Origin of the sequence: Sedimenticola sp. (assembly GCF_050289425.1) — a bacterium.
Classification (GTDB): Bacteria; Pseudomonadota; Gammaproteobacteria; order Chromatiales; family Chromatiaceae; genus Sedimenticola.
Window position 1 is genome coordinate 132,168 of record NZ_JBNKFS010000001.1, and the last position, 23,544, is coordinate 155,711.

Here is a 23,544-nt window from a genome sequence, read left to right on the forward strand (position 1 = left end):
TTCCCTCCTCCAAATAACGAGAAAGCCGCTACACAATACGTAGCGGCCTTCTCGACGGTACCGGATAATAAGCCCGTCTAAGGTAACATCATTCCCCTTATCATATAGAAAAGCAGTGCCGCCATCAGTCCCGACACGGGCACCGTAATGACCCAGGCCGCAGCGATTTTCAGCAAAGCAGAGCGTTTCACCAGTTCATGGCGGTAGACCTTGCGCAGGCCTTTCCGCTCCTTTTTTGTTAATGGCGCGTGCTCTTCGGTTTTTGCCTGCTGCTTCAACTCAGCCAGCATCTCACCTTTTTTTGTCAGAGAGGCTTTCTTAAACTCCATGAGATAAGCCTCAATCGCATCAGGATCATCATCCTGATGATGCATTTTGATCTCCTCCACCATCTTGGCGTAACTGGTTTTGATGAACTCGCGAAGAAAGCCAACACCAAAGATGCCGCCTACGGCAATGTGGGTAGAACTGACCGGTAATCCCAGTTGAGTAGCAATAATCACCGTGACAGCTGCCGCCATGGCGATACAGAAGGCGCGCATCTTATCCAGTTCAGTGATCTCACTCCCCACCGTCTTGATCAGCTTCGGACCATACAGGGCAAGACCTACTGCAATACCCAACGCCCCCACCATCATCACCCAAAGAGGGATGGCCGCCTTCTTGGCGATGCCACCGTGGGTAATCGCATCATTAATCGCCGCCAAAGGACCAACTGCATTCGCCACATCGTTGGCGCCATGCGCAAAACTGAGCAAGGCAGCAGCAAAGATAAGCGGCAGAGTAAATAGTCTGTTGATGCTCTGTTTCTCATTTGTCAATCTGTCAGCGGTCCGGGCGATCAGTGGACGCACCAGCAACAGGACCACGACACTGACAAGGAATCCGATAAATATGGCTGAACCGAACTCGACCTTCCAAATCTTCTTGAATCCTTTCAGAACGATATAGGTAGTAAAAGCCCAGGTCATCACGCCGACTAATAGCGGCACCATTCGCTTTGCCGCCGCGATCATGTCGCTCTGATAAGTAATCGTGCGTTTTATCAGCAATAAAAAGCCTGCGGCGATAATACCGCCCATGACAGGCGAGATAACCCAACTGGCCGCGATAGCCCCCATCTTGTCCCAATTGGCGATACCCACTCCGCCAGCGGCGATACCCGCCCCAAGCACTCCACCGACAATAGAGTGGGTCGTGGACACAGGCGCACCCAGCGCCGTCGCCAGGTTCAACCAGAGCGCACCGGCCAACAGCGCCGCCATCATCAGCCAGATAAAGGTATCGGTTCCGTTGATCGCCGACGGATCGATAATTCCCTTTTTGATGGTGCTGACCACATCACCACCGGCGATCAGGGCACCCGATGCCTCGAAAACAGCCGCGATGACGATAGCCCCGCCTAGCGTGAGCGCCTGGGAGCCAACTGCCGGCCCGACATTGTTGGCCACATCATTGGCGCCGATATTCATTGCCATGTAGCCGCCGATGACCGCCGCCACCATCAGCATAACGTGTCCCGGGGTATCCATCCCACCGCGCATACCAGTAAATAGCATGATACCCACAATAAACAGCAGAGCTATGCCGATTCGAAATAGTTCCTGCCTGCCTTTACTGGTCGCTTTTTCAAGCTCTGTGATATTCTGAAGTTCCATAAAAACTCAGTGAGGATTGGCTTAGATCATGGCATAAAGATCATCAATTGAATGAACTCCATACCCCCAAAAATCGAGAGCGAACTGTAACATTTTTGACATACAAATGCCTTATTACAGACGCAAAATTAATCGGCACATAGAACGATCCTTGACCTACGACAATAAGGTAGGGAGAGGTGGAATAAAGAAACTGGTCCGTAAATTGCGTTACTAGGCTACAGACGCACTGAAATAGCATTTAACGTCAAATATTTGACTTAACTTGGAGAGTGACCGTGGTAGCCCCTATCTCGAACGACAAATTATTGCCACAGAGTAATGACAAAAATAGCGCGACGGCCAGCAGGCGCTCTTCAGGTGAACAGAACAGCGCCAAATCAACCGGCACGGCGCGACCGTCGGAAGACGCGCTTGAACTGAGCAGCGCAGGAAGATTGGCGAGCCAGGAGGTGAGCACAACCCGCCCCAGCGGTGCCATTAACAGTGAGGACGATGCCCGAGCGCTTGTGAGTAAAATTCGCCAACAGATCGAGTCTGCGGGCACTCAGGCCATCGGCAGCCATCGGCAAATAGAGAAAGGGCAGCTCACCGCCCTACTGGAGTCTTCTGCGGCCTGACCACGACCAAATAAGCCCAACCCGGTCGCGTGCCTGACTGGGTTCGATGCGTCGAGGTTTGGCTTGATCCACTAAGTCACGCGCTGCAGACACTACCCGTAACCGAATTGGCCAACTATTCCGGACCGATCTCCAACCGTTCCACTTCAGCCAGGGTCACGGTGCGACCGTCAGTGGTCTGGAAAGTGCGTCCGTCGATGTCACCTCGATAGGCTTGATATGAGGTTGACTGTTTGCTTCGGGTATCTATCACTCGAACCGTAACAACCTGATAGGCACTACTCCATTGATGGTAGAGATAGAGCCCCGCCCCAGCCAACATCAGCACTACCGCACCACTTGCCAAGAGCTGGATACTGCGCCGTGGCGCTCGCTTGGCAACGGGAGCGGGCTCATTGATGAGGCGTCCGGGCTGGGGATATTGACGTAAATGCCGCTGATTGCGCATCCGTAACGTCAATAGCGCGCCCGCAATCACCAACAGGGTCAAAAGAAGTTTCAAGAACATGGGCGCGTACCTTATCATGGGCTTGGTAATGGCGCTATTATTGTGTAAAGGAAGCAGTTAACCAGAACGATATGAACAGACTGAACCTCTTGGTATTGACAGTTTTGCTTTTTTTGGCCGGTTGCAGTGAACCGGACAAGCCCAGCATCCCACTCAATCTGGCGGTCGAACGCGGAGACATCAATCAGATCGAACGTCACATCCTCTGGGGCAGCGATATCAACAAGCTCAATATCAACGGCGAAGCCCCGATTCACGTCGCTACCCGCCAAGGTAGCTATATCGTGGTCAAACTGCTGACGGAAAAAGGAGCTGACATTAATCTGCTCGACAAGCAGGGCATTAGCGCACTGGGGCATGCAATACTAGCAGGGCGCACCCAGATCGCTGATTACCTGATCAAGCAGGGTGCCAAACAGGACCCGGATCGCTTACTCGACCTGATGGTCAAGGCAGGAGAAAAAGACCGGGATGTCATTCCCCTTCTGATCAAATGGGGCGCCAAGATCAACCACCAAAATGAGTTGGGCCAAACGCCGCTGATACTGGCCGTAACCGCGGGCAACCGGGTCCTGGTTAAGCATCTGATCCAGAATGGCGCAGACGTCAATTTGGCGGATCATGCCGGGCTAAGCCCACTGGCAATCGCAAGAGAACGGCAAGATGAAGATATTATTCGTATGCTGGAACGCAATGGCGCACAGTGACAGCTACCCAGAAAAGCCAGATCGGTCGTGACGCCGCCCCCATCTTCTGATAAGTTTCCGCCTCAATCACTTCAGTTATGACTCATGGGCATACTAGGCCCCGAAAATAGGATTATCCAAAATGGCATCGACCGTTGACGAACTCACTATCAATTACTCAGAGGACGGTATCGACGTCGTCAAAGAGCTGGACAAGGTCATCCTCTCAAAAGGGGCATGGTCAACCGTGATGTTCCGCTATCAGGAATGGAACCGCGCTAAAAATGAATACAGCCCGGATAAGTACAGCATCCGTCGCTACCAGAAACGCAATGGCGAATACATCCCCAAATCCAAGTTCAACATTTCCAGTAAGGCTCAGGCAGAAGCCATCATCGAAGCGTTAAGCAACTGGACCAAAGAATAAATCCAAAATATCCGCTGCCGATCGCATCCTCTCTAAAGGAAGCGGTCGGCCAGGCGTCAATCCAGCCCAATCTCCCCGGGCCAATCCGCCAGCTCAGACAATACCTGCTTACCGACAGGATTGATGGACGCGTCCACCATGAGCTTGGCCAGTTGCTGACGATACGCCGTCAGGGTGATACTGGCGCCCCCCTCCGGGTTGGTCAACCGATCAAAACGATACTCTTGCCAGCGCGCGCGTTCATCTGCGCTCAAAAATTCCGGCCAGTTGCGCGCACGATATCGAAACAGCATCTCGGGCAAACGGGCATCATCAAATGCCATCGACATCCCGGCCAACGATTCCGGTGTTGCGGTCAATACCTGGTCCATACGTTTTCGATCGTCCTTACTGAAAAAGTCGCCAGAATAAAGACTCTGATCGGGATCCGTTATTGGATCAAATTCACGACTTTGATGGACCGCCTCAACTTTCTCCACTAAACCCGTCGCCTTTTTTAGGGCTTCAATATGGCGCCAACCCAGCTCCGTATTGATCCCCCACCGCTCAACTGCCTGCTCTGTCAGGGTGTTCATCGGCACCACAACCGGACATTTGTTGAGATGAACGGTTTTCAGCGGGATGCGCGTCACACCCTCCGCCAACTGTGCTCGTGGGGTAAACAGGCGTGACTGGATCTCCGTTTCTGGCAGCTCGATCAGCGGCTCCGGATCAGCCCTCAGATCATAGACGATTACGCCATTGGGGTTGGTGGGATGTCTGGCAATTGGTACCACCATAGCAATGCATCCGTTTTCTGCCGGGTACATCGAGGAGACGTGCAGCACCGGCTGCCATTCCCGCAGATTGAGCAATTCAGCCACTTTGCGCTTGTTACGCAGTGCCAGCAGATACTCAAATAGACGCGGCTGATGTTGCCGTATCAGCCGCGCCATCTCGATAGTGGCATATACATCGGACAAAGCATCATGCGCCATCTCATGTGCAATACCGTTGGCCGCCGACAGCTCCTCCAACCGAAAGCTGGTTGCACCATCCTCCCGTTTAGGCCACACGATACCTTCCGGGCGCAGCGCATGGGTAAGCCGTACCATATCGATAATATCCCAGCGGGAATTACCGTTCTGCCACTCGCGGGCATAGGGATCGAAAAAATTTCGAAACAGACCGAAACGGGTAAATTCATCGTCAAAACGAACACTGTTGAAACCCACACCGCAAGTGCCGGGCTTAGACATCTCGGCATGAATAAAGCGAAAAAAGTCCGCCTCCACCACCCCTTCACGCAGCGCTTTTTGCGGGGTCAAACCGGTGATCAGGCAAGCTTCGGGCTGAGGCAAAAAATCATCAGCAGGCTTGCAGTAGCAAACCAGAGGTTTATCGACAATGTTAAGCGCTTCATCCGTGCGGATACCTGCAAACTGGGCCACCCTGTCCTTACGAGGATCAGCACCCCACGTCTCATAATCATGCCAATAAAATGTCAATGCCATCGCCAGCGCTACCGATTACCTATCGTGATATGTGTTAATGCTATCTTGAAAGTTTTTCCACACGGAGGCAACCACCGGAAAACATAGGCGGGTGCAATCACACTCATTAGAGATTTTTCAGGACAAAAAAAACACCCCGCCGAAGCGGGGTGTTCTCTTGTACAGGGCAAGATCCAGTAGTGATTAGATCTTCTCTCTGATACGTGCTGCTTTACCGGTACGACCACGCAGATAATAGAGTTTCGCGCGACGCACATCACCGCGACGCTTCACTTCGATCTCGGCGACAGATGGACTGTAAGTCTGGAATACGCGCTCTACGCCTTCGCCATGCGAGAGTTTGCGCACGGTGAAAGAGGAGTTCAAACCGCGGTTTTTCTTGGCGATAACCACGCCCTCAAAAGCCTGCAAGCGCTCGCGGGTACCTTCGACAACCTTCACCTGAACAACTACGGTGTCACCGGCGCCAAAATCGGGAACCTCGCGGTTCATCTGCTCGGCTTCAAGTTCCTGAATGATATTGCTCACGGTCGTATGCTCCTGTATTTCAATCAGCGCTCGTATGCGCCTGGATAAATTCGTTTAGTAAAATCTCTTCTTCCTGACTGAGGACACGCCCCTCCAGGAGGTCTGGCCGTCGTAGCCAGGTACGCCCCAACGACTGTTGAAGCCGCCAACGACGAATCAATTCATGGTTTCCACCGATTAAAATCGGTGGCACCGGATCACCTTCAAAAATCTCCGGGCGCGTGTAATGCGGACAGTCCAGTAACCCATCCATGAATGAGTCCTGTTCGGCCGAATCCTTATCCCCCAGTACACCCGGAATCAAGCGGATTACCGCATCCATCAGCACCAGTGCCGGTAGCTCGCCGCCACTGAGGACATAATCACCAATGGACCACTCTTCATCCACATAGCGGCTGATCAACCGCTCATCGATCCCTTCGTAGCGCCCGGCGATCAGTATCATGCCACGGCGCTTAGCAATTCGGTCTGCCGCTTTCTGATCAAAACGCCGCCCCTGAGGCGAGAGATAAGCAACCACCGACTCCGGAGCAACCTGTTTCGCCTGGTTGATGGCGTCACGCAACGGTTCGACTTTCATCACCATACCGGGACCACCGCCGTAAGGCCTGTCATCCACGGTACGATGCACATCGTGGGTAAAATCCCGCGGATTCCACAGTCCCAGCTCAACCTGACCGCGGTCCACCGCACGACCGGTTACACCTTCACCGATCATGGCCCTGAACATGTCAGGGAATAGGGTCACCACGTCAAAACGCATGGGTACCTCAAAAATCCGGATCCCAATCGACAGTGATCAGATCACCGTCCAGATCGACCTCTTTTATAACCTGTGCAACAAAAGGCAGAAGGCGCTGGCAATCACCTTTGACTACCATGACGTCATTTGCCCCGGTCTCAAACAGGTAATCCACCCGTCCAAGCTCGGTCCCTTCCAGGTTGACAACTCTCTTCCCTTCCAGGTCACACCAGTAGTACTCATCTGCCGGGATTACCGGCAACTGATCACGGGGAATTGCGATTTCGGCACCATTAAGAGCGGCCGCCTGATCCCGATCTTCCACAGCTTCCAACGAAGCGACAATACCCTTTCCGTGGACCTTGCCCTGTCTCAGTTTATATTCTTGCCACTGCCCGTCTCTCAATAAAAACCAGGCGGGATGGTCAAGTATGTTCTCTTTCGGTGACGTGTGGGAAAAGACTTTTATCCACCCACGCACACCAAACAGCCCGGAAACACGCCCCAGAACAGCCCAATCAGCTGGGTCTTTTTCCACCTGGGCGCTCATCGAGACATCCACTGGCAGATCAGATCAGCTACTGGCAACACCCGTAGGGCTCCCAGTCAATCAGGCTGCAGCCTTTGCAGCTTCCTTCACCAGTTGTGCAACGCGATCGGTCGGCTGCGCGCCCTGGGAAATCCAGTGGCTGACGCGTGCCTGATCCAGACGCAAACGCTCCTCACCACCCGTCGCAATAGGATTGAAGAAACCCAGTCGCTCAATGTACTTACCATCGCGGGGATTTCTACTGTCAGCCACAACGATGTGATAGAACGGCCGCTTTTTCGCGCCGGTCCTTGAAAGACGAATTGTTACCATTTCCAACCCTTGAAATTAAAAAAATCTGCCACGCACCACCGGCCAACCAATCCGGCCGGAGTGAAACGGGGCATTCTACCCGTTTCCGGGGAAATGTGAAGTGTTTTTGTCTGTAAAAATTGCTATTCGGTCTGGGAGTATACGCGTGGGCACAAAAGCATACCCACCCTTCCGAGCTAAAGGAGAGCCTCTTCCGGACAGTCGGTTATAGATTGGAACCCGAAAGAATCCCCCCGACTCGACCATAAACAACACACAGGTTGAGATGAACGGCACCGAGCGTAGGGGCAGCCCCCTGTGGCTGCCCTTCTCCGGTAGGGACACCCGGCAACCGCGTGGGCACAAAAAGCGTGCCCACGCTATGGAGTACCCGGTACTTGGGCGGGAACCTCAGAACGGGAATCCGCCACCCGGAGGCATTCCGCCGGGGGGCATGCCACCGCCTGGTCCCAACTTGGACTTGAGCCCGCGCATCATTTTGGCCATACCTCCGCCTTTCATCTTCTTCATCATCTTCTGCATCTGAGCATACTGCTTGAGCATTTTGTTCACTTCCTGAACCTGGGTTCCCGAACCCAATGCGATTCGCCGCTTTCTGGAGCCCTTGATGAGATTGGGGAAGCGTCTTTCCTGCGGTGTCATGGAATTGATGATCGCTATGGAACGGACAATCTCTTTGTCGTTCACCTGTTTTTTCACGTGATCCGGAATATTTCCCATTCCGGGAAGTTTATCCATGAGCGAGTTCAACCCGCCCATATTGGACATCTGCTCCATCTGGTCGCGAAAATCCTCTAAATCAAAGCCTTGCCCTTTGTGCAGCTTCTTGGCCAATTTCTCAGCCTTGGCCTGGTCCACCTTACCCTGGACCTCTTCCACCAGGGAGAGCACATCTCCCATGCCGAGGATCCGCGACGCCATGCGTTCTGGATAAAACGGTTCAAGAGCTGTCGTTTTCTCTCCGACACCGAGGAATTTGATCGGTTTACCGGTGATTTGCCGGATGGACAGTGCCGCGCCACCCCGGGCATCACCATCGGTTTTGGTCAGGATCACACCGGTTAACGGTAAGGCATCATCAAAAGCCTTGGCCGTGTTGGCCGCATCCTGGCCCGTCATGCTATCCACGACGAACAGCGTCTCAACAGGTGAAATACCGGCGTGCAGCTGTTTAATCTCATCCATCAGCGCCGCATCGATATGGAGGCGGCCAGCCGTATCAACAATCAGCACATCGATAAACTGCCTGCGCGCCTGGTCCAAGGCAGCCTTGGCAATGGCCAAAGGCTGCTGCAGTGTGGTGCTGGGAAAGAACTCTGCCTCTACTTCCGCAGCCAGGGTCTTTAGCTGGTCGATAGCTGCCGGTCGATAGATATCGCAACTCACCACCATGACCGACTTTTTCTGGCTCTGTTTCAACCAACGGGCCAGTTTTGCCACGCTGGTGGTTTTACCCGAACCCTGAAGGCCCGCCATCAGGATCACTGCCGGCGGCTGGGCGGCCAAATTCAGGCGCTCATTGGCTTCGCCCATAATCCTGATCAGTTCATCGTTGACAATTTTGATCAGCACCTGGCCGGGAGTGAGGCTCTTCATCACCTCTTCACCCAGAGCCTTCTCTTTAACCTGCTCAACAAATTCACGAACAACCGGCAGGGCCACGTCCGCTTCCAGCAGCGCCATACGGATCTCCCGCATGGTCTCCTTGATGTTGTCTTCGGTTAGCCGACCCTGACCGCGCAGCTTATTGAGTACACCGCCCAGCCGATCTGTGAGATTGTCAAACATGCTTTAACCCAGCCTCTCGCCTTGAATTTGCCGTATTATATATGGAAACTACGCCCCCCGTGCCACTGATCCGGATCACCCGGGCATAGCTTTCTGCAAAATGTCCGATTACGGGCGAACTCTGCCCATTCGGGCTAGTCAGGGCAAGGGTAGATATGCGATTATCTCGCCCAATATGAACCATACTATTGTCGCTTTTCTTGCTATTGCCTGCTACCTCATCAGCGGCACCACCATCGCTGTCCGACTCTTTTCAGATCGGACGGGAAAGACCCTCCCCCGCTATTTCGGCATTGTGATAGGCATGCTAGGTGTCGTGCTGCACGCATTCCTGCTGTATCAGAGCATGAACACGGAAGGCGGTCTGAATTTCAACTTCTTTGGCGCCTCCTCCCTAATCGCCTGGACCATCATACTGCTACTGATGCTATCGGCACTGACCAAGCCGGTCGAAAACCTGGGCATCACGCTACTGCCGCTGGCTGCCTTGACCATCGCGCTCGATATGCACTTCCCGGCAAACCATATTCTGGCGGCTGACTCGCCCTGGGCGTTGCGCATTCATGTGCTGATCTCCCTCCTGGCCTACAGCCTGCTGGCCATGGCAAGTGTACAAGCCATCCTGTTGGCCATTCAGGACTATCATCTGAGACATCGCCACCCGGGCGGTTTTATTCGCGCACTGCCCCCCCTACAGACCATGGAGGCGCTGCTTTTTGAGATGATCGGCTTGGGGTTTATCCTGCTTACCGTGGCGCTGTTAAGCGGTTTCGTATTTTTGGATGATCTGTTTGCGCAACACTTGGCGCACAAAACCATACTGTCGATTGCCGCCTGGTTGGTGTTTGGCACCCTGCTTTGGGGACGCCATCGATCCGGCTGGCGTGGCCAGAAAGCGCTCATATGGACGTTGGCAGGATTTGCCGTGCTGATGTTGGCCTATTTCGGTAGCAAGTTTGTGTTGGAGATCGTGATTAAGGTCTGATGCAAGCAAGCGGTCTATCTAGCGGCGCGACGTGTCCCAATAAGCCTTGGTAGCGACTCGTCCCTGGCTCAATTTCCCCAGCGTTTCTCTTATCTCCATCTGCTGATCTCCTGCCAACTGGAGAATCTGCTTATCCAACGCAAGAATCGTCCGGATCTGCTCGCTCACCTGCCGCTCATCCAGGCCATGCGGGTCCAACGGGAAACAGTTCTCTATCTGGTCATCCCGGAGCTGCTGCAATGCTGTCAACTGATCCCACTCGCCCTGCTGTGCGAGGGAGAGCATCTTCTGACTCAGCAGAACAATTTGATCGAGCATTAAAGTTATACAGCCGTCTTACGGCTCTCGGCCTCAAGCTGACCTGGAATCACATCCCACGCGGACTTGACTTCCAGTAGCAGGGATGCAACTTCATCTAGTATCGCGGGATCGTTCTTTGCCCCGGACTCGCCGAGTCTGCGTACCATATAATCGTACAAGTCGTCTAAATTCTGCGACAATTCTCCACCCGCCTCCATATCCAGGCTACTCTGCAACCCACTGATAATGGAGATAGCCCAACTGATATAGCGCCCTTTATCGGCCGGTTCATTACGCAACATATGCCCCTTTGCGGCGGCAATCTTATCCAGAGCACCTTCCATCAGCATCTGGACAAGACGGTGAGGCGTGGCATCTTCAACACCTGAAGAGACACTGACACTCTTGTAGTGGGAGAGTGCACTGTTCACCCGCGATTTTGCCATTATTTACTCCTAATCCGGAATGTTTTGTTTTATCTATGATTTCTTGCTAAACAGATTCGGCAAATTTGCCAATTGGTTAGTTAAATATGAACTGGTTGTCGTCAATTGCGACATCAGCGCATCCAGGGCAGTATATTGACTACGCAATCTCGCCTCGGTTGAGACCAGTCGCCTGCTTAGGGAGTCCCGGCTCTGCTCAATGCTGTCTATCCGATTGTTGGCGTTGTCCACCATGCCGTCAAGCACACCGCCAGACTTCAAGAAGCCGTCCAGCATGGTGTCCATACGTGCGGCAAATCCATTGGTTTCATCAGTAAAGAAACTGATGACATCATCCAGTTGATCTTCTAACGCTGTCGTCAACGTATCACTATCCGAGGCAATGGTGCCCTTATTGGTGCCGCCGATCTCGTAAACACTGGCGATACCCAATTCGGCTGCATAATTGATGCTACCCGAAACACCCGCTTTGCTGTTAAACACGTTGCGCATTTGAGTCTGAATATTATTGACGATGCTGTTCCCCTGCAGGGAACTACTTGCCAGATCGGCAAGCGTGGTCTGCGCTTCATTGAAGGCTTTGACAAAGGCCGTCACCGCACCATTTACTGACGACGTATTGTTATCAATCGTTGCCGTCGCGCTGCCGGTACTTTTCAGCGTCATGGTCAGTCCAGAAACCACATCACTTATGGTATTCGAACTGCGCGTAACCGCGACGCCATCCACCGTCAACGAGGCGTCAAGCTCTGCGTCAGAAGCGATCAATACATTGTTGGCATCGGTGTTAATCGTAGCAAGATTAAAAGTCCCGGCGGTAATTGCGCCGCCATAGGAGAGCTGGATACGCTTGTCGTAACCCATATCTTTGGCGGTGAGAACCAGCGTCTGATTGCCGCTATCACCGGTAATAATACCAGCTGTAATATTGGTGGTATTTTCATCGACATTAATGGCGGCCTGAATCTCGCTCAACGTCATCGCAGTGGAAAGGTCGAGCGTAAAGCTGGTGCCGTCAACTGTGAGGGTTAATTCATCACCGGCTCCACCGCCAAAGGTCGTCGCACTGGAAAACTCATCTGACGCCATTTTATGGCGCTGGGCCAGCCGATTTACTGTGACGTCATAAGAAGAGGCAACGGCCGTCGTATCGGCCGAAGTGGTAAATATGTCCGTATCAGACGAGCTGGCATTTTTCGCCTGAAAGGTAGCGGTATCCTTCAGTTTATCCAGGCTGGTCTGCAGTGATGAGAGGATACTTTTGATCGAACCGAAGGAGGAGATTTCCGCCTGAACCGTTGCTTCCTTCTGATCCAGCTTCAGCAGCGGCTCCTGTTCAATAGCCATCAACTGGGTGATGATCGAATTGACATCCAATCCCGAGCCGATACCTGCTGACGATATGGCCATGCCGGCCTCCTGTTAATGCTTCAAATCAATTGATAATACGGACATCCCTGTCCGTATCACGTCATGCCTTACCCTGAAATAGCAGAGAGATTCCTGCATTACCACTATTAAATATAGCTTCGCTCGTCTCCTTGAGCCGTTTCTGCATATCCAGCACTTCTTCAGAGGGGATACTTCTGACCATCTGCCCAGACTCCTTGTCTATGACTTTAATAACGGTCTTCCCACTCTCTTCATCTACCGAAAACTCCAGTTTACGCTGTACAGATTGCGCGAACTCATTCAACTGCTCAACGGCCTTGTCGAGTTTTTGCCCATCCGCAGCCGTAGATTGGCGTTTAGCTGCTTTCGCCTCCTTACTGGGCGAGATATGAGCAACCGGTACCACTCTTTCGATATCCGAACTCTCCCGCACCCTTCCGGCACTACTTGCAGCTCCTTTTGCTTGGGCAACTACACCGCCCAACATACTCTGAGAGATTTCATTTACCATGGCTATCACCTATTAACTTGGCATGGGGCTCAGTCAAACTAAGCCCCATGCCAGTTCCATGTTACTGGAGGAGTGACAACACGCTCTGCGGCAGCGCGTTAGCCTGTGACACCATGGCCACGCCCGCCTGCTGCAGAATCTGCGAACGTGTCAGCTCTGCCGTCTCCGCGGCAAAATCCGCATCACGAATACGTGAACGGGCCGCCGAGAGGTTCTCTGCCGTAGCGCCCAGGTTGGAGATAGTGGTGCTAAAGCGGTTCTGCACCGCACCTAAATCCGCCCGCAGGCTCGAGACCGTTGCCAGCGCCGCATCAATAATATTGATCGCCGTATTGGCACCCGAAGCGGTACCTACATCCACCGAACTCAACAGCTGGGCGGTTGAGCCCACGGCTGTATTGGCGGCCACATTCAAAATACTACCCGCACCCACGGCAATACTGGACGAAACCGAGAAGGTGCTGTTGGAGTTGAAGTCGACACGGCCGGTTACGATGGTGCTGTCGGCCGCGCCCTGGGTCAGGGTCTCCGGATCCGAACCGATAGCGGTGGTGCCCACCACTGCCGTAGCACTCGCGGTGGAGTGATCGAAGTTTTCGATATTGATGTTTTTACCGTCCGCCTGACTCAGGGTCATGGTGGCGCCATTGGAGACCGCGGTGATACCGGTAGTACCGCTCACCTTGTTGATCTCGGTGGCCAGCGCATCCCAGTCAGTCGTAGTAATGGCTGCAGAAACGGTTGAAGTCGTACCACCGCTACCAAGGGTAAGGGTTACAGTACCGTTTGCGGAGAGGGTTCCAAGGGTCGCAGTAGTGGAGGCATCTGCCGTTACGCCGGTGCTACTGCTGATAGTGTTGATACCGGCAGCGATAGCAAAGGCACTGTCACCCGCAGTGGTGGTGTGGGTAGCGGAACCCAAGGTACCGGACACGGTGATCGTCTGGGCGGTTGCCAGCGGAGACGTAACACCCGCCAGGGTGGTAGCCGAAGTACCGGTCGCCGTGGTACCGAAATCAGCGGTGGCATTGGTTGCCGCCACGGTATTGTTGGCCAGATCGGAGCCGGAAGCACCGGAGATCGTCACGTTGATGGTCTGGTTGGCGTTTGCACCCACCTGGAAGCTCTGAGCGGTAAAGGTACCGTCCAGCAGCTTCAGGCCGTTGAATTCCGTGGTACTGGCTACCCGGTCAATCTCCTGTTTCAGCTGATTGACCTCAGCCTGCAGGGCGGCACGGTCGGAGGCGGAGTTCGTGGAGTTGGCGGACTGCAGGGCCAGCTCACGGATACGCTGCAGACTGTTTGAGGTTTCGGCCAAGGCACCTTCTGCGGTCTGGGCCAGTGACACACCGTCATTGGCGTTTCGGATAGCCTGATTCAGACCCCGGATCTGGGCGGTCATCCGCTCGGAAATGGCCAGACCGGCGGCGTCGTCTTTCGCGCTGTTAATACGCAGACCGCTTGAGAGACGCTGGATAGAGGTCGCCAGGGATTCCTGGGATTTATTCAGATTCCGCTGGGAATTCAGCGACATGATATTGGTATTAATGACTTGTGCCATTGTCTTGCTCCTTATTCCCCTTTAGCTACCGCCTGGGTGCCCTCGGGGTCAGGTTAATATTTAGCGGATATACCGGAGTCTTGATCTGGTATTCACCGCCTCCGATGTCTGTAACGGCCATACTCGTGGATTCTTTAAGTGAAATAGCAAAAAATCGTGAGAAGACAGTCACAATACAGTCCATTCCATTTTTTCCCATTGGTTACAAATAGTTAACTGCCATTTGTCAGCTAAATCCCTCCTCCGGATGACCTCACGCCATCCGGAGGAGGGACCCTGTTACCACCCTTCAAACACCCCGTCATCGGATCACCTGGGTGCTGGAAGAATCACCATTCAGCAGGATCAAATATTCAATAACCCTCTGTTTTGCCTATTATTGCTGGAGCAGCGACAGCACGCTTTGCGGCAACGAATTCGCCTGCGCAACCATGGCCACACCGGCTTGTTGCAAGATCTGTGAACGGGTCAGCTCTGCCGTCTCCGCCGCAAAATCCGCATCACGAATACGTGAACGGGCCGCCGAGAGGTTCTCGGCCGTGGCGCTCAAATTGGAGATGGTGGTAGTAAAACGGTTCTGTATTGCACCCAGATCCGCCCGAATACCGGAAACCGTCGCCAGCGCCGCATCGATGATATTGATCGCGGTATTGGCCCCGGCGGCCGTACCCACATCCACCGTACTCAACAGCTGGGCGGTCGAACCCACAGCCGTATTGGCAGCCACATTCAAGATACTGCCCGCCGTATTTGCAATACTGGAGGAGACCGAGAAGGTGCTGTTGGAGTTGAAGTCGACCCTACCCGTTACGATCGTGCTATCAGCCGCGCCCTGGGTCAGGGTCTCCGGATCCGATCCGATAGCCGTGGTACCCACCACAATTGTGGCACTGGCGGTGGAGTGATCGAAGTTTTCGATATTGATATTTTTACCATCCGCCTGACTCAAGGTCATGGTGCCGCCGTTGGAGACAGCGGTGATACCGGTAGTACCGCTCACCTTGTTGATCTCGGTGGCCAACGCATCCCAGTCGGTCGTGGTAATGGCTGCGGAAATGGTAGAGGTCGTGCCGCCACTGCCCAGCGTCAGAGAAACTGTACCGTTAGCCGACAGACTGCCCAGGGTCGCAGTATTGGAGGCATCCGCCGTCACACCCGTGCTGCTGCTAATCGCATTGATTCCGGCTGCAATGGCGAAGGCACTGTCACCCGCGGTGGTGGTGTGGGTGGCGGAACCCAGGGTACCGGATACGGTAATGGTCTGGGCGGTTGCCAACGGTGACGTAACACCGGCCAGGGTGGCGGCTGAAGTACCGGTTGCGGTGGTACCGAAGTCGACCGTTGAATTGGTTGCCGCCACAGTATTGTTGGCCAGATCGGAACCGGAAGCACCCGCCATGGTGACATTGATGGTCTGATTGGCATTGGCGCCTACCTGGAAGCTCTGAGCGGTAAAGGTACCGTCCAGCAGTTTCAGACCGTTGAATTCCGTGGTGCTGGCGACCCGGTCAATCTCCTGTTTCAGCTGGTTGACCTCAGCCTGCAGAGCGGCACGGTCGGAGGCGGAGTTCGTGGAGTTGGCGGACTGCAGGGCCAGCTCACGGATACGCTGCAGACTGTTTGAGGTTTCGGCCAAGGCACCTTCTGCGGTCTGGGCCAGTGACACACCGTCATTGGCATTTCGGATAGCCTGATTCAGACCCCGGATCTGAGCGGTCATCCGCTCGGAAATGGCCAGACCGGCGGCGTCGTCTTTCGCGCTGTTGATACGCAGACCGCTTGAGAGACGCTGAATCGAGGTCGCCAGGGATTCCTGGGATTTGTTCAGATTCCGCTGGGAATTCAGCGACATGATATTGGTATTAATGACTTGTGCCATTGTCTTGCTCCTTATTCCCCTTTAGCGGCCACTTCGGTGCCCACCTGCTCAGGTTGATGATTAAAATTCAAACCGGTCTGAACGTTGCTGCATTCCCACTACCGGTGTCTCGCCTATAGTCTCCATTTGCCAATGCCGCTGTTCGCCGCCCCCGTTTAGAGGTAGTTGAACAGGGAGAGACCTTTCACCTTCACATACGCCTGTTGAGACGCCTGCAGGGCGACCATTTGGCTTTCAAAGCGGGTGATGGCCTCGGCATAGTCAAGGTCCCGCTCCTCGGAGCGGTGCTTTTCCAGTGCCAAAAGCAGATCTTCATTCACCGATGTCTGCTCCTCGATCGCGTTGAGCCTACCGCCCACAGAGGTCCTCACTTCGATCAGGTTATCCATCGCCAACTGCACATCGGTGATATAACGCGTGACTGAATTCCCCGACTCCAGCTCCGTGGCCAAGAGATCAAGGGTCTCGAAGATGCTCCGGTTGGAGGTCACCGGTGCTGTGGTACCGGCCGTCAAACCGGTATTGGCGGTGGTCGCAGAACCGGAAAGCGCGACGGTGATGCCGGTACCACCCACTGCGGTAAGCGTCAGGGTGGTGGCGGTGGCATTCTCGGCTGTCACCCCGGTTTGATCACTGATGGCGTTAATGGCATCACGTAACTGGGTGGCCCGATCGGTGGGGTTCACCGCTGCCGGCAAGGCGCCAATGCTGATTGCACCGTAGCCGTTGCCGCCATCGATGGTGATTTCCCCATCCAAAATGGCCGGGGGCACCGCTGTGGTGGCAGCGATGGTAGTTACCGTGGTGATCGGGCCGGTTGCGACACTCATAAAGGTGTCAAAACCGTTGTCACCATCCGCCACGGTGCGCCCTGGGGCAATCTGTAATTCCCGCTGACCACTATCGCCGCTGTAGGTATACACACCGGCACTGTAGGAGAAGGGTCGATTGCTGGATTGATAGCCGGCGAATACATACTCGCCGTTGCTGTCCTTGGTATTGGCAATGGAAAACAGCTCATCACGCAGTTGCCTGATCTCGGAAGCAATGGCGGCCTTATCCGTAACGGTCAGCACATCGTTGTTGCCCTGCACAGTCAGCTCACGAATGCGCTGCAACAGGTTGGTAGCGCCGGTCAAGGCACCCTCCTCCGTCTCCAGCCGTGAAGTGAGCAGGTCGATATTGCTCTGATATTGACCCAGGGTTTCCACCGCGCCATTGAGACCCAGCACCCGGGCGGCACTGGCCGGATCATCGGCCGGGGTCAAGACACGTCGACCGGTCGAGAGTTGCAATTGCGTGTCGCTCACCTCGCTCTGCTGTCTGAGCATGGCACTGAGGTTGCGTTCATTGGCCATCTGGGTTGAGATGCGAATCATAATTACCTCCGAACCGCCCCGATCAATGTGTCAAACAGGGTATTCGAGACCGTAATCACCTGTGCCGCCGCCTGGTAAGCCTGTTGGAACTTGATCAAATCCGCCGCCTCTTCATCCAGGTTCACCCCGCTGACCGACAAGAGCGCATTTTTGTGGCGCTCCCGCAAACCGTCGGTGGCATTGAAGTTGACCTCGGCCTGGTGGGTTTTTGAACCAACGTCCGAGACCAACTGGGCATAGGTTTCCTGAAACGTTGCGATCTCCTGAGCACCGCCGGTTTGGCCCAGCAATGTATTGCTGGTCTGCAGGTCGGACATCTTCAGGGCATTTCGGTTATCCCCGACACCACCGGTGTTGTTTTCAATCACGAAACGGTCACCGGATGTAGGCGTGCCGCTGATGGTAAAACTCATGCCGCCGTATGCCGCAAAGGTGAAACTGGCGCCATTGCTCTGGGTGGTGGGATCGTAAGCCAGGGTGCCGCCCGGTCCGCCGGTTACGGTAAAACCGGGACCACCAAGATTTGCGGTGGGACTCCACTCCAGGGTGATGGTGGCCGGTGCGGCCAACGGAAGATTCGTGGTATTGGTGTAGTCGGGTTGGGTGATCGCACCACTACCCAGGTTGGGACCGCCTCCCGAATTGGTTGAGACATTGGCCCGTATCGGTCCCGCCGCCGCGACAGTACGCGGATCGGTGATCAGCATGGTCAAGTCATTGGCCGCATTCCGGGTCGGCTGGATCAGGAATGTATCGCCGGCTGTCGCCGCTGCCGAGATAGTGACCGTGATACCGTCAATCTCGGCAGTGGTGTAAGGGTACACACCGCCGGTGTTGATGGTGGTCACCTGTCCATCCGACAGTCGCGTCATGGTGAACTGATTGGCCACCGTCGTCGCTCTCAGTTCGTAATCGCTGGCCGTCAAATTTCCCGTGTCGACATAGGCTGAGGTGACCGTGGCACCGCCGGTATTGTTGGCGTTGGCCAACACGCCAACACTGTGGGGGGCAAAAAACTGTCCGCCAAAATTACCGTTCAGATCCAACCCTTGCTGATGCTGGGTGTTGACACGGTCGGTCATACCGATCGCCACCAATCCCAACTGATTGACAGCCGGCTGCAGGATCTGGTCGCGGAAATTGAGTAACCCCGCTATCTCACCACCGGATAATTGCTCGGTAATGACCTGGGTACCCGATACGTTGGTAAACGCGATATCACGCTGACTGGGGTCGGCGCTGCTGTTGACGGCAGACAGCGTCGCATGGCTTCCGTCGATCACCAACGCCTGTCCCTTGCCGATGAACACATTCAGTGCGCCATTGTCTTGCTCAACAGTCGCAATGCCCACCAACTTGGAGAGGTCATTGAGCAGCACTTCGCGCTGGTCTAACAGATCATTAGGCGTGCCGCCACCTGAGGCACCGATAGCCTCGATAATGGACTGATTGACCTTGGCGATGGAGTCTGCGAGCCCGGATATCTCCGTCGCCACATCATCCAGTTCCTGATTCAACTCCGTGTTCATATCGACAAACTGCCGACTCAGGTCGTGGTAACGATTCACCATCGAGCCCGCTTCCGAAATCAGCACCTGTCGGGTTGAGATCGAGGCCGGATCGTCTGCCACGACCTGCATGGCATCAAAAAAATCCTGGATAGCCGGGTCCAGGCCGATGTTGGGATCGGCCAGGAGATTATCGATGCGGCTGGCGTGATCGAAATAGGACTCCATTTCCGAGGCGGTGGTTTGCGCCGTACGCATCTGGGTCGCCAAAAATTCATCGTACAGCCGCTGCACCTGGGTGACTTGAACACCGGAACCGAGATACCCGACACCGCTGAGTTGGGGAATTCTGGTGGCGACGTTAACCCGTTGACGGCTGTATCCCTCGGTGTCCGAATTGGCAATATTGTGCCCGGTCGTCGTCAGCGAACGCTGAAACGCCAATAACCCGGAAGTACCAATGTTGAGTAAGTCTGCCATCTGATAGTCCTGGTCGCCCTAGCGACCGTTGGCCAGCCATTGCGTTAGATTGATAAATTTCATAGCGACTCGATCTCCCCGGCCTTGAGCTTATCCAGTGCCTTGGTCATTTCCGAGCCATTCAGTACCGCATTGATTTTATTCGCATAATCCGGATCGGTTGCATAACCGGCCCGCTGCAATTCGTTAAAGAAAGCCGCGCTGTCATCAGTCACTTCTAGCGCCTCGCTATAGCGCGGATTCGATTGCAGAAAATCCACATAGTCATGAAAACTGTCCCGCAGCGATTCATAGGATCTGAAGACATCGCGTTTTTTCACTGCGGTACCGGCTTCGTATTCCAGGGTATTCACGCTCACCCGGTCGCCGCCCCAGCGACGATCCGCCTTGATGCCAAACAGGTTATTGGCCGGCGCACCTTCGGCGGTACCCATCAGTTGTTTACCCCAGCCTGTCTCCAGTGCCGCCTGCGCCAACAGCGCCTGCGGCTTAATGCCTATCAGCCCCGCCGCTTCCGTAGCCAGCGGCCAGAGTTGCTCGATAAACTCTTGCGGACTCCATTGCCGTGGATCCGTCTGCCCTTGCAGCGTGGTCACCGCTGCTAGCGGGTTATTTTTTTCGTTCTCTGTACGACCGGTTTTGCTAACCCCATCAGCCGCCGCAACACTGTCACCCCTATTGACTGAGGTGTTGGCTGCTGGCGATGTGCGGTACATCTTTACCGCCATGGCCAGCCGTCGATACTCTTCGATCGTTTTCACCGGCAGGGTCGCGCCACCCTCTGCATCGGGCTCGGCACCACCCAATTGCCGTTTGATCACATCCGCCAGACCTATGCCGCCACTCTCGGAAAGCTGGATCGACAGTTGTTTATCGTACATATCGCGATAGAACAGGCTCTGTTCACTGTCCATCAATCCTTCACCCAGACTGGCCTGGCGCATCGTCTTCAGCATCTGCTGCACAAACATTGATTCAAACTGGCGCGCCACTTCATCCAGCGCCCCTTTGGAATCCTCAGACGCCTTGACCTTGAGCGCCATCAGCCCATCCATATTGGTGTAGATTGAGGCGCCGGCCAGATCCATCAGATCACCACCAGCTCGGCCTTGAGAGCACCGGCCTGTTTTAGGGCTTCGAGAATCGCCACCAGATCGGAAGGTGCAGCGCCAACCTGGTTCACCGCCCTGACCACTTCGTTAAGCGTGACCCCCGGATTGAACAGGAACATGCGACTGCCCCCTTCGGCAATATTGACATCCGAGCGAGGCACGACCGCGGTGGTGCCACCTGAAAGCGCTTCAGGCTGGGAAACCTGTGTATTTTCACTAATGGTCACGGTCAGGCTGCCGTGAGAGACCGCCGCGGGTGAAACGTGGACCTGGTTACTGATCACCACCGTGCCGGTACGGGAGTTGACCACCACCCGGGCCGCCATCTCGCCCGGATCAACCGGCAGGTTTTCAATCAGCGAGACAAAGCTGACCCGCTGGCCGGGATCGATCGGCATATTCACCCTGATCGAGGTCGCATCCAAGGCGCGTGCGGCACCCGGGCCGATCGCCTTATTGATCGACTCAACTACCCGGTTTGCCGTCGTAAAATCACCTTCATGCAGATTGAGCGTCAGGAAAGTCCCCTGATTGAAACCGGAGGTGACGGTGCGCTCTACTGTCGCACCATTGGGAATACGTCCCACGCTGGGAATATTGATGGTAATACTGGAACCGTCGGCACCGGAGGCACTCAATCCGCCCACCAGCAAATTACCCTGGGCAATGGCATAGACACGGCCATCGGCACCCTTTAACGGCGACATCAACAAGGTGCCTCCACGCAGACTCTTGGCATCACCGATTGAGGATACCGTGACATCGATCTTTTGCCCCGGTTTGGCAAACGCCGGCAAATCGGCATTGATAGTCACCGCCGCGACGTTCTTCGGTTTGATCTGGGTACCGGGAGGGACCACGATACCCAACTGGGTGAGCATGCTTTTCAGACTCTGTTCGGTAAACGGCGCGGCACTGCTTTTATCACCGGTACCATTCAGCCCCACCACCAGGCCATACCCCAGAAGTTGGTTGGTACGCACACCGGCGATGGCCGCCAGATCCTTGATCCGCTCGGCCTGGGCCAAGCCGGAGAAGAGCAGCATTAACGACAACAGGCTGACGAACATACCGGAGCGAGCTTTAGCAGAATAGCATGTTGCTGATTTCATAGCCGCCACCTAAAACGGGAACAGAGCGCTGACGAAGAATTTCGCCAACCAGCCCATTACATTGGAATCTGCAACCGGTCCGTCACCGACATAAACGATGGTCGGATCAGCCAGACGTGTGGAAAGTACCGTATTGGTCGCATCGATATCCGCCGGGCGCACAATACCCGACACCCTGACGTACTCGTTACCCTGGTTGATGCCGATGCGCTTTTCACCGCGCACCATCAGGTAACCGTTGGGCAGTACTTCGACCACGGTCACGGTGATGTTGCCGGTCAACTCATTATTCTGGGCGCTATCCCCCTCGCCGGAGAAATCATGTTCTGACTCCAACGAGAACCCGAGGTTGTTGTCGGAGTTGCTCGCCAGCGGCAGCAGTCCCGGCGTATTGAACTGAGGTGTTGAACCGAGCAAGGTCGGATTGGTGACGCTGTTACTGTTGGATTTTTTCGCCGCCGTTGTGGCCGCCTTCTTCGCATCGGTCTTCTCATCCAGTTCGATAGTCAGCATGTCGCCCACGCGACGCGCCCGCATATCTTCAAACCAAGACTGCTCGTAGCCGGCTTGATAGATGGCACCGTTACCGATGGGAGCCGGTGCCGAGACCACCGGACGCACGGGCGCATAAGCGGGGTCACGCACCGGGGCGGTATTGCAACCGGCCAGACCGGCGGCGGCCAGTGCCAACAAGGTGAGAGTGAAAAGCCGACTTATCATTTTATCCACCTACCGTTAGAGCTGATTGCTCACATAGGCCAGCATGTCATCGGTCGTGGCGATCGCCTTGGAGTTCATCTCATAGGCACGCTGGGTCTCGATCATGTTGACCATCTCTTCCACCACATTCACATTGGAGCTTTCCAGCGAGCCTTGCACCACGCTACCCAGCCCATCAACGCCGGGAGACGCCGTGGTGGCGGTACCGCTGGCGGCGGTCTCGCGGAACAGGTTCTGACCGACCGCTGTCAATCCGGTCGGATTGACAAAATCAGCCAACTCAATGGTACCGATCTGTGTCGGTGTGCTGCTGCCGGAAACCAGCGCGGAGACCACGCCGTCTGTGCCGACCGTAATACTCAGGGTATTGGCCGGAACGGTAATCGCCGGTTCCAGGGCGTAACCGTTGTTGTCTACGATCTGTCCATCGGCACTCATGCCAAACGAACCGTCACGGGTGTAAACAATCGAGCCATCCGGATGCAGTATCTGGAAAAAACCCCGGCCCTCGATAGCCATATCCAGCGAATTACCGGTCTGCATGATATTGCCCTGAGTATGCAATTTCTGGGTGGCTACGGTGCGCACACCGGTACCCAGCGCCAGACCCGATGGCAACTGCGTATCCTGCGACGATTGCGCACCTACCTGCCGGATATTTTGATAAATCAGATCTTCGAATGACGCACGATCTCGTTTGAAACCGGTGGTGCTGACATTGGAAAGATTATTGGATATGACCGACATGCGGGTCTGCTGTGCATCCAATCCTGTTTTTGCTATCCAAAGTGCGGGATACATGGGGCGTCATCCTCTATCGTTACTGTTCATTCACTACTGAGTCGTA

24 protein-coding genes are annotated in these 23,544 nt (G+C 54.8%); 4 read left to right on the forward strand and 20 right to left on the reverse strand.

The window, feature by feature from the left end:
* Positions 1–77: 77 nt before the first annotated feature.
* Positions 78–1,658 (reverse strand): inorganic phosphate transporter, encoded by a 1,581-nt coding sequence (locus tag ACQY5R_RS00660; protein WP_428603327.1) that lies wholly within the window; start codon positions 1,656–1,658, stop codon positions 78–80.
* Between the two features lie 278 nt (positions 1,659–1,936).
* On the opposite strand from ACQY5R_RS00660, the gene ACQY5R_RS00665 reads away from it, so the two are divergent.
* Positions 1,937–2,278: a hypothetical protein gene (locus ACQY5R_RS00665; protein ID WP_428603329.1), complete on the forward strand. Its 342-nt coding sequence runs from the start codon at positions 1,937–1,939 to the stop codon at positions 2,276–2,278.
* Between the two features lie 115 nt (positions 2,279–2,393).
* Here the strand turns inward: ACQY5R_RS00665 and ACQY5R_RS00670 are convergent, their stop codons facing one another.
* Positions 2,394–2,786 (reverse strand): hypothetical protein, encoded by a 393-nt coding sequence (locus tag ACQY5R_RS00670; protein WP_428603331.1) that lies wholly within the window; start codon positions 2,784–2,786, stop codon positions 2,394–2,396.
* Between the two features lie 71 nt (positions 2,787–2,857).
* On the opposite strand from ACQY5R_RS00670, the gene ACQY5R_RS00675 reads away from it, so the two are divergent.
* Complete coding sequence (locus tag ACQY5R_RS00675) at positions 2,858–3,493, forward strand: ankyrin repeat domain-containing protein (protein ID WP_428603333.1); 636 nt, start codon at positions 2,858–2,860, stop codon at positions 3,491–3,493.
* A gap of 121 nt (positions 3,494–3,614) precedes the next feature.
* A complete protein-coding gene (locus tag ACQY5R_RS00680) occupies positions 3,615–3,899 on the forward strand; it encodes a hypothetical protein (RefSeq protein WP_428603335.1) in 285 nt (94 codons plus the stop codon).
* A gap of 56 nt (positions 3,900–3,955) precedes the next feature.
* Here the strand turns inward: ACQY5R_RS00680 and sbcB are convergent, their stop codons facing one another.
* The 6 genes from sbcB to ffh form a co-directional block, all read right to left on the reverse strand.
* Entirely contained in the window at positions 3,956–5,392 is a 1,437-nt protein-coding gene (gene sbcB / locus ACQY5R_RS00685; RefSeq protein WP_428603337.1) for an exodeoxyribonuclease I, read from the reverse strand.
* Positions 5,393–5,575: 183 nt separating this feature from the next.
* Positions 5,576–5,920 (reverse strand): 50S ribosomal protein L19, encoded by a 345-nt coding sequence (gene rplS / locus ACQY5R_RS00690; protein ID WP_029135084.1) that lies wholly within the window; start codon positions 5,918–5,920, stop codon positions 5,576–5,578.
* A 19-nt stretch (positions 5,921–5,939) separates the two neighbouring features.
* On the reverse strand, positions 5,940–6,683 hold the full coding sequence (trmD, locus tag ACQY5R_RS00695; protein ID WP_428603339.1) for a tRNA (guanosine(37)-N1)-methyltransferase TrmD: 744 nt from the start codon (positions 6,681–6,683) through the stop codon (positions 5,940–5,942).
* Between the two features lie 7 nt (positions 6,684–6,690).
* Positions 6,691–7,212 carry a ribosome maturation factor RimM gene (gene rimM / locus ACQY5R_RS00700; RefSeq protein WP_428603341.1) on the reverse strand — a complete coding sequence of 174 codons (522 nt, stop codon included), beginning with the start codon at positions 7,210–7,212 and terminating at the stop codon, positions 6,691–6,693.
* A gap of 60 nt (positions 7,213–7,272) precedes the next feature.
* A complete protein-coding gene (rpsP, locus tag ACQY5R_RS00705) occupies positions 7,273–7,524 on the reverse strand; it encodes a 30S ribosomal protein S16 (protein WP_428603343.1) in 252 nt (83 codons plus the stop codon).
* 390 nt (positions 7,525–7,914) lie between these two features.
* Positions 7,915–9,312 carry a signal recognition particle protein gene (ffh, locus tag ACQY5R_RS00710; RefSeq protein ID WP_428603345.1) on the reverse strand — a complete coding sequence of 466 codons (1,398 nt, stop codon included), beginning with the start codon at positions 9,310–9,312 and terminating at the stop codon, positions 7,915–7,917.
* Between the two features lie 175 nt (positions 9,313–9,487).
* Between ffh and ACQY5R_RS00715 the strand changes: the two genes are divergently transcribed.
* Complete coding sequence (locus ACQY5R_RS00715) at positions 9,488–10,297, forward strand: cytochrome C assembly family protein (protein ID WP_428603347.1); 810 nt, start codon at positions 9,488–9,490, stop codon at positions 10,295–10,297.
* An 18-nt stretch (positions 10,298–10,315) separates the two neighbouring features.
* Here the strand turns inward: ACQY5R_RS00715 and ACQY5R_RS00720 are convergent, their stop codons facing one another.
* The 12 genes from ACQY5R_RS00720 to flgG form a co-directional block, all read right to left on the reverse strand.
* Positions 10,316–10,615, reverse strand: coding sequence for a flagellar protein FliT (locus ACQY5R_RS00720; RefSeq protein WP_428603349.1), 300 nt, complete (start codon positions 10,613–10,615; stop codon positions 10,316–10,318).
* A 5-nt stretch (positions 10,616–10,620) separates the two neighbouring features.
* A complete protein-coding gene (gene fliS, locus ACQY5R_RS00725) occupies positions 10,621–11,043 on the reverse strand; it encodes a flagellar export chaperone FliS (RefSeq protein WP_428603351.1) in 423 nt (140 codons plus the stop codon).
* Positions 11,044–11,076: 33 nt separating this feature from the next.
* Positions 11,077–12,453 (reverse strand): flagellar filament capping protein FliD, encoded by a 1,377-nt coding sequence (gene fliD, locus ACQY5R_RS00730; RefSeq protein ID WP_428603353.1) that lies wholly within the window; start codon positions 12,451–12,453, stop codon positions 11,077–11,079.
* 61 nt (positions 12,454–12,514) lie between these two features.
* On the reverse strand, positions 12,515–12,946 hold the full coding sequence (locus ACQY5R_RS00735; RefSeq protein WP_428603355.1) for a flagellar protein FlaG: 432 nt from the start codon (positions 12,944–12,946) through the stop codon (positions 12,515–12,517).
* A gap of 61 nt (positions 12,947–13,007) precedes the next feature.
* The gene (locus ACQY5R_RS00740) at positions 13,008–14,507 is read right to left on the reverse strand and encodes a flagellin (RefSeq protein WP_428603357.1); all 1,500 of its coding nucleotides are present in this window, start codon (positions 14,505–14,507) and stop codon (positions 13,008–13,010) included.
* A gap of 376 nt (positions 14,508–14,883) precedes the next feature.
* On the reverse strand, positions 14,884–16,386 hold the full coding sequence (locus ACQY5R_RS00745; protein WP_428603359.1) for a flagellin: 1,503 nt from the start codon (positions 16,384–16,386) through the stop codon (positions 14,884–14,886).
* A 155-nt stretch (positions 16,387–16,541) separates the two neighbouring features.
* On the reverse strand, positions 16,542–17,765 hold the full coding sequence (gene flgL / locus ACQY5R_RS00750; protein ID WP_428603361.1) for a flagellar hook-associated protein FlgL: 1,224 nt from the start codon (positions 17,763–17,765) through the stop codon (positions 16,542–16,544).
* Between the two features lie 2 nt (positions 17,766–17,767).
* Positions 17,768–19,753, reverse strand: a complete 1,986-nt coding sequence (gene flgK, locus ACQY5R_RS00755) for a flagellar hook-associated protein FlgK (RefSeq protein ID WP_428603363.1) — start codon at positions 19,751–19,753, stop codon at positions 17,768–17,770.
* A gap of 59 nt (positions 19,754–19,812) precedes the next feature.
* Complete coding sequence (gene flgJ / locus ACQY5R_RS00760; protein ID WP_428603365.1) at positions 19,813–20,841, reverse strand: flagellar assembly peptidoglycan hydrolase FlgJ; 1,029 nt, start codon at positions 20,839–20,841, stop codon at positions 19,813–19,815.
* The gene (locus ACQY5R_RS00765; RefSeq protein ID WP_428603367.1) at positions 20,841–21,977 is read right to left on the reverse strand and encodes a flagellar basal body P-ring protein FlgI; all 1,137 of its coding nucleotides are present in this window, start codon (positions 21,975–21,977) and stop codon (positions 20,841–20,843) included. The genes flgJ and ACQY5R_RS00765 overlap by 1 nt, the downstream gene beginning before the upstream one ends.
* Before the next feature lie 9 nt (positions 21,978–21,986).
* Positions 21,987–22,697 (reverse strand): flagellar basal body L-ring protein FlgH, encoded by a 711-nt coding sequence (flgH, locus tag ACQY5R_RS00770; RefSeq protein WP_428603369.1) that lies wholly within the window; start codon positions 22,695–22,697, stop codon positions 21,987–21,989.
* Positions 22,698–22,712: 15 nt separating this feature from the next.
* Positions 22,713–23,498 carry a flagellar basal-body rod protein FlgG gene (flgG, locus tag ACQY5R_RS00775; RefSeq protein ID WP_428603370.1) on the reverse strand — a complete coding sequence of 262 codons (786 nt, stop codon included), beginning with the start codon at positions 23,496–23,498 and terminating at the stop codon, positions 22,713–22,715.
* Between the last annotated feature and the right edge of the window lie 46 nt (positions 23,499–23,544).

Excerpts from the sequence above, each read along its gene's own strand:
- ACQY5R_RS00660 (WP_428603327.1), bottom strand. The coding sequence starts at position 1,658 with ATGGAACTTCAGAATATCACAGAGCTTGAAAAAGCGACCAGTAAAGGC.
- ACQY5R_RS00670 (WP_428603331.1), bottom strand. The coding sequence starts at position 2,786 with ATGTTCTTGAAACTTCTTTTGACCCTGTTGGTGATTGCGGGCGCGCTA.
- ACQY5R_RS00675 (WP_428603333.1), top strand. The coding sequence starts at position 2,858 with ATGAACAGACTGAACCTCTTGGTATTGACAGTTTTGCTTTTTTTGGCC.
- ACQY5R_RS00680 (WP_428603335.1), top strand. The coding sequence starts at position 3,615 with ATGGCATCGACCGTTGACGAACTCACTATCAATTACTCAGAGGACGGT.
- sbcB (WP_428603337.1), bottom strand. The coding sequence starts at position 5,392 with ATGGCATTGACATTTTATTGGCATGATTATGAGACGTGGGGTGCTGAT.
- trmD (WP_428603339.1), bottom strand. The coding sequence starts at position 6,683 with ATGCGTTTTGACGTGGTGACCCTATTCCCTGACATGTTCAGGGCCATG.
- rimM (WP_428603341.1), bottom strand. The coding sequence starts at position 7,212 with ATGAGCGCCCAGGTGGAAAAAGACCCAGCTGATTGGGCTGTTCTGGGG.
- rpsP (WP_428603343.1), bottom strand. The coding sequence starts at position 7,524 with ATGGTAACAATTCGTCTTTCAAGGACCGGCGCGAAAAAGCGGCCGTTC.
- ffh (WP_428603345.1), bottom strand. The coding sequence starts at position 9,312 with ATGTTTGACAATCTCACAGATCGGCTGGGCGGTGTACTCAATAAGCTG.
- ACQY5R_RS00715 (WP_428603347.1), top strand. The coding sequence starts at position 9,488 with ATGAACCATACTATTGTCGCTTTTCTTGCTATTGCCTGCTACCTCATC.
- ACQY5R_RS00720 (WP_428603349.1), bottom strand. The coding sequence starts at position 10,615 with ATGCTCGATCAAATTGTTCTGCTGAGTCAGAAGATGCTCTCCCTCGCA.
- fliS (WP_428603351.1), bottom strand. The coding sequence starts at position 11,043 with ATGGCAAAATCGCGGGTGAACAGTGCACTCTCCCACTACAAGAGTGTC.
- fliD (WP_428603353.1), bottom strand. The coding sequence starts at position 12,453 with ATGGCCATATCGTCAGCAGGTATCGGCTCGGGATTGGATGTCAATTCG.
- ACQY5R_RS00735 (WP_428603355.1), bottom strand. The coding sequence starts at position 12,946 with ATGGTAAATGAAATCTCTCAGAGTATGTTGGGCGGTGTAGTTGCCCAA.
- ACQY5R_RS00740 (WP_428603357.1), bottom strand. The coding sequence starts at position 14,507 with ATGGCACAAGTCATTAATACCAATATCATGTCGCTGAATTCCCAGCGG.
- ACQY5R_RS00745 (WP_428603359.1), bottom strand. The coding sequence starts at position 16,386 with ATGGCACAAGTCATTAATACCAATATCATGTCGCTGAATTCCCAGCGG.
- flgL (WP_428603361.1), bottom strand. The coding sequence starts at position 17,765 with ATGATTCGCATCTCAACCCAGATGGCCAATGAACGCAACCTCAGTGCC.
- flgK (WP_428603363.1), bottom strand. The coding sequence starts at position 19,753 with ATGGCAGACTTACTCAACATTGGTACTTCCGGGTTATTGGCGTTTCAG.
- flgJ (WP_428603365.1), bottom strand. The coding sequence starts at position 20,841 with ATGGATCTGGCCGGCGCCTCAATCTACACCAATATGGATGGGCTGATG.
- ACQY5R_RS00765 (WP_428603367.1), bottom strand. The coding sequence starts at position 21,977 with ATGAAATCAGCAACATGCTATTCTGCTAAAGCTCGCTCCGGTATGTTC.
- flgH (WP_428603369.1), bottom strand. The coding sequence starts at position 22,697 with ATGATAAGTCGGCTTTTCACTCTCACCTTGTTGGCACTGGCCGCCGCC.
- flgG (WP_428603370.1), bottom strand. The coding sequence starts at position 23,498 with ATGTATCCCGCACTTTGGATAGCAAAAACAGGATTGGATGCACAGCAG.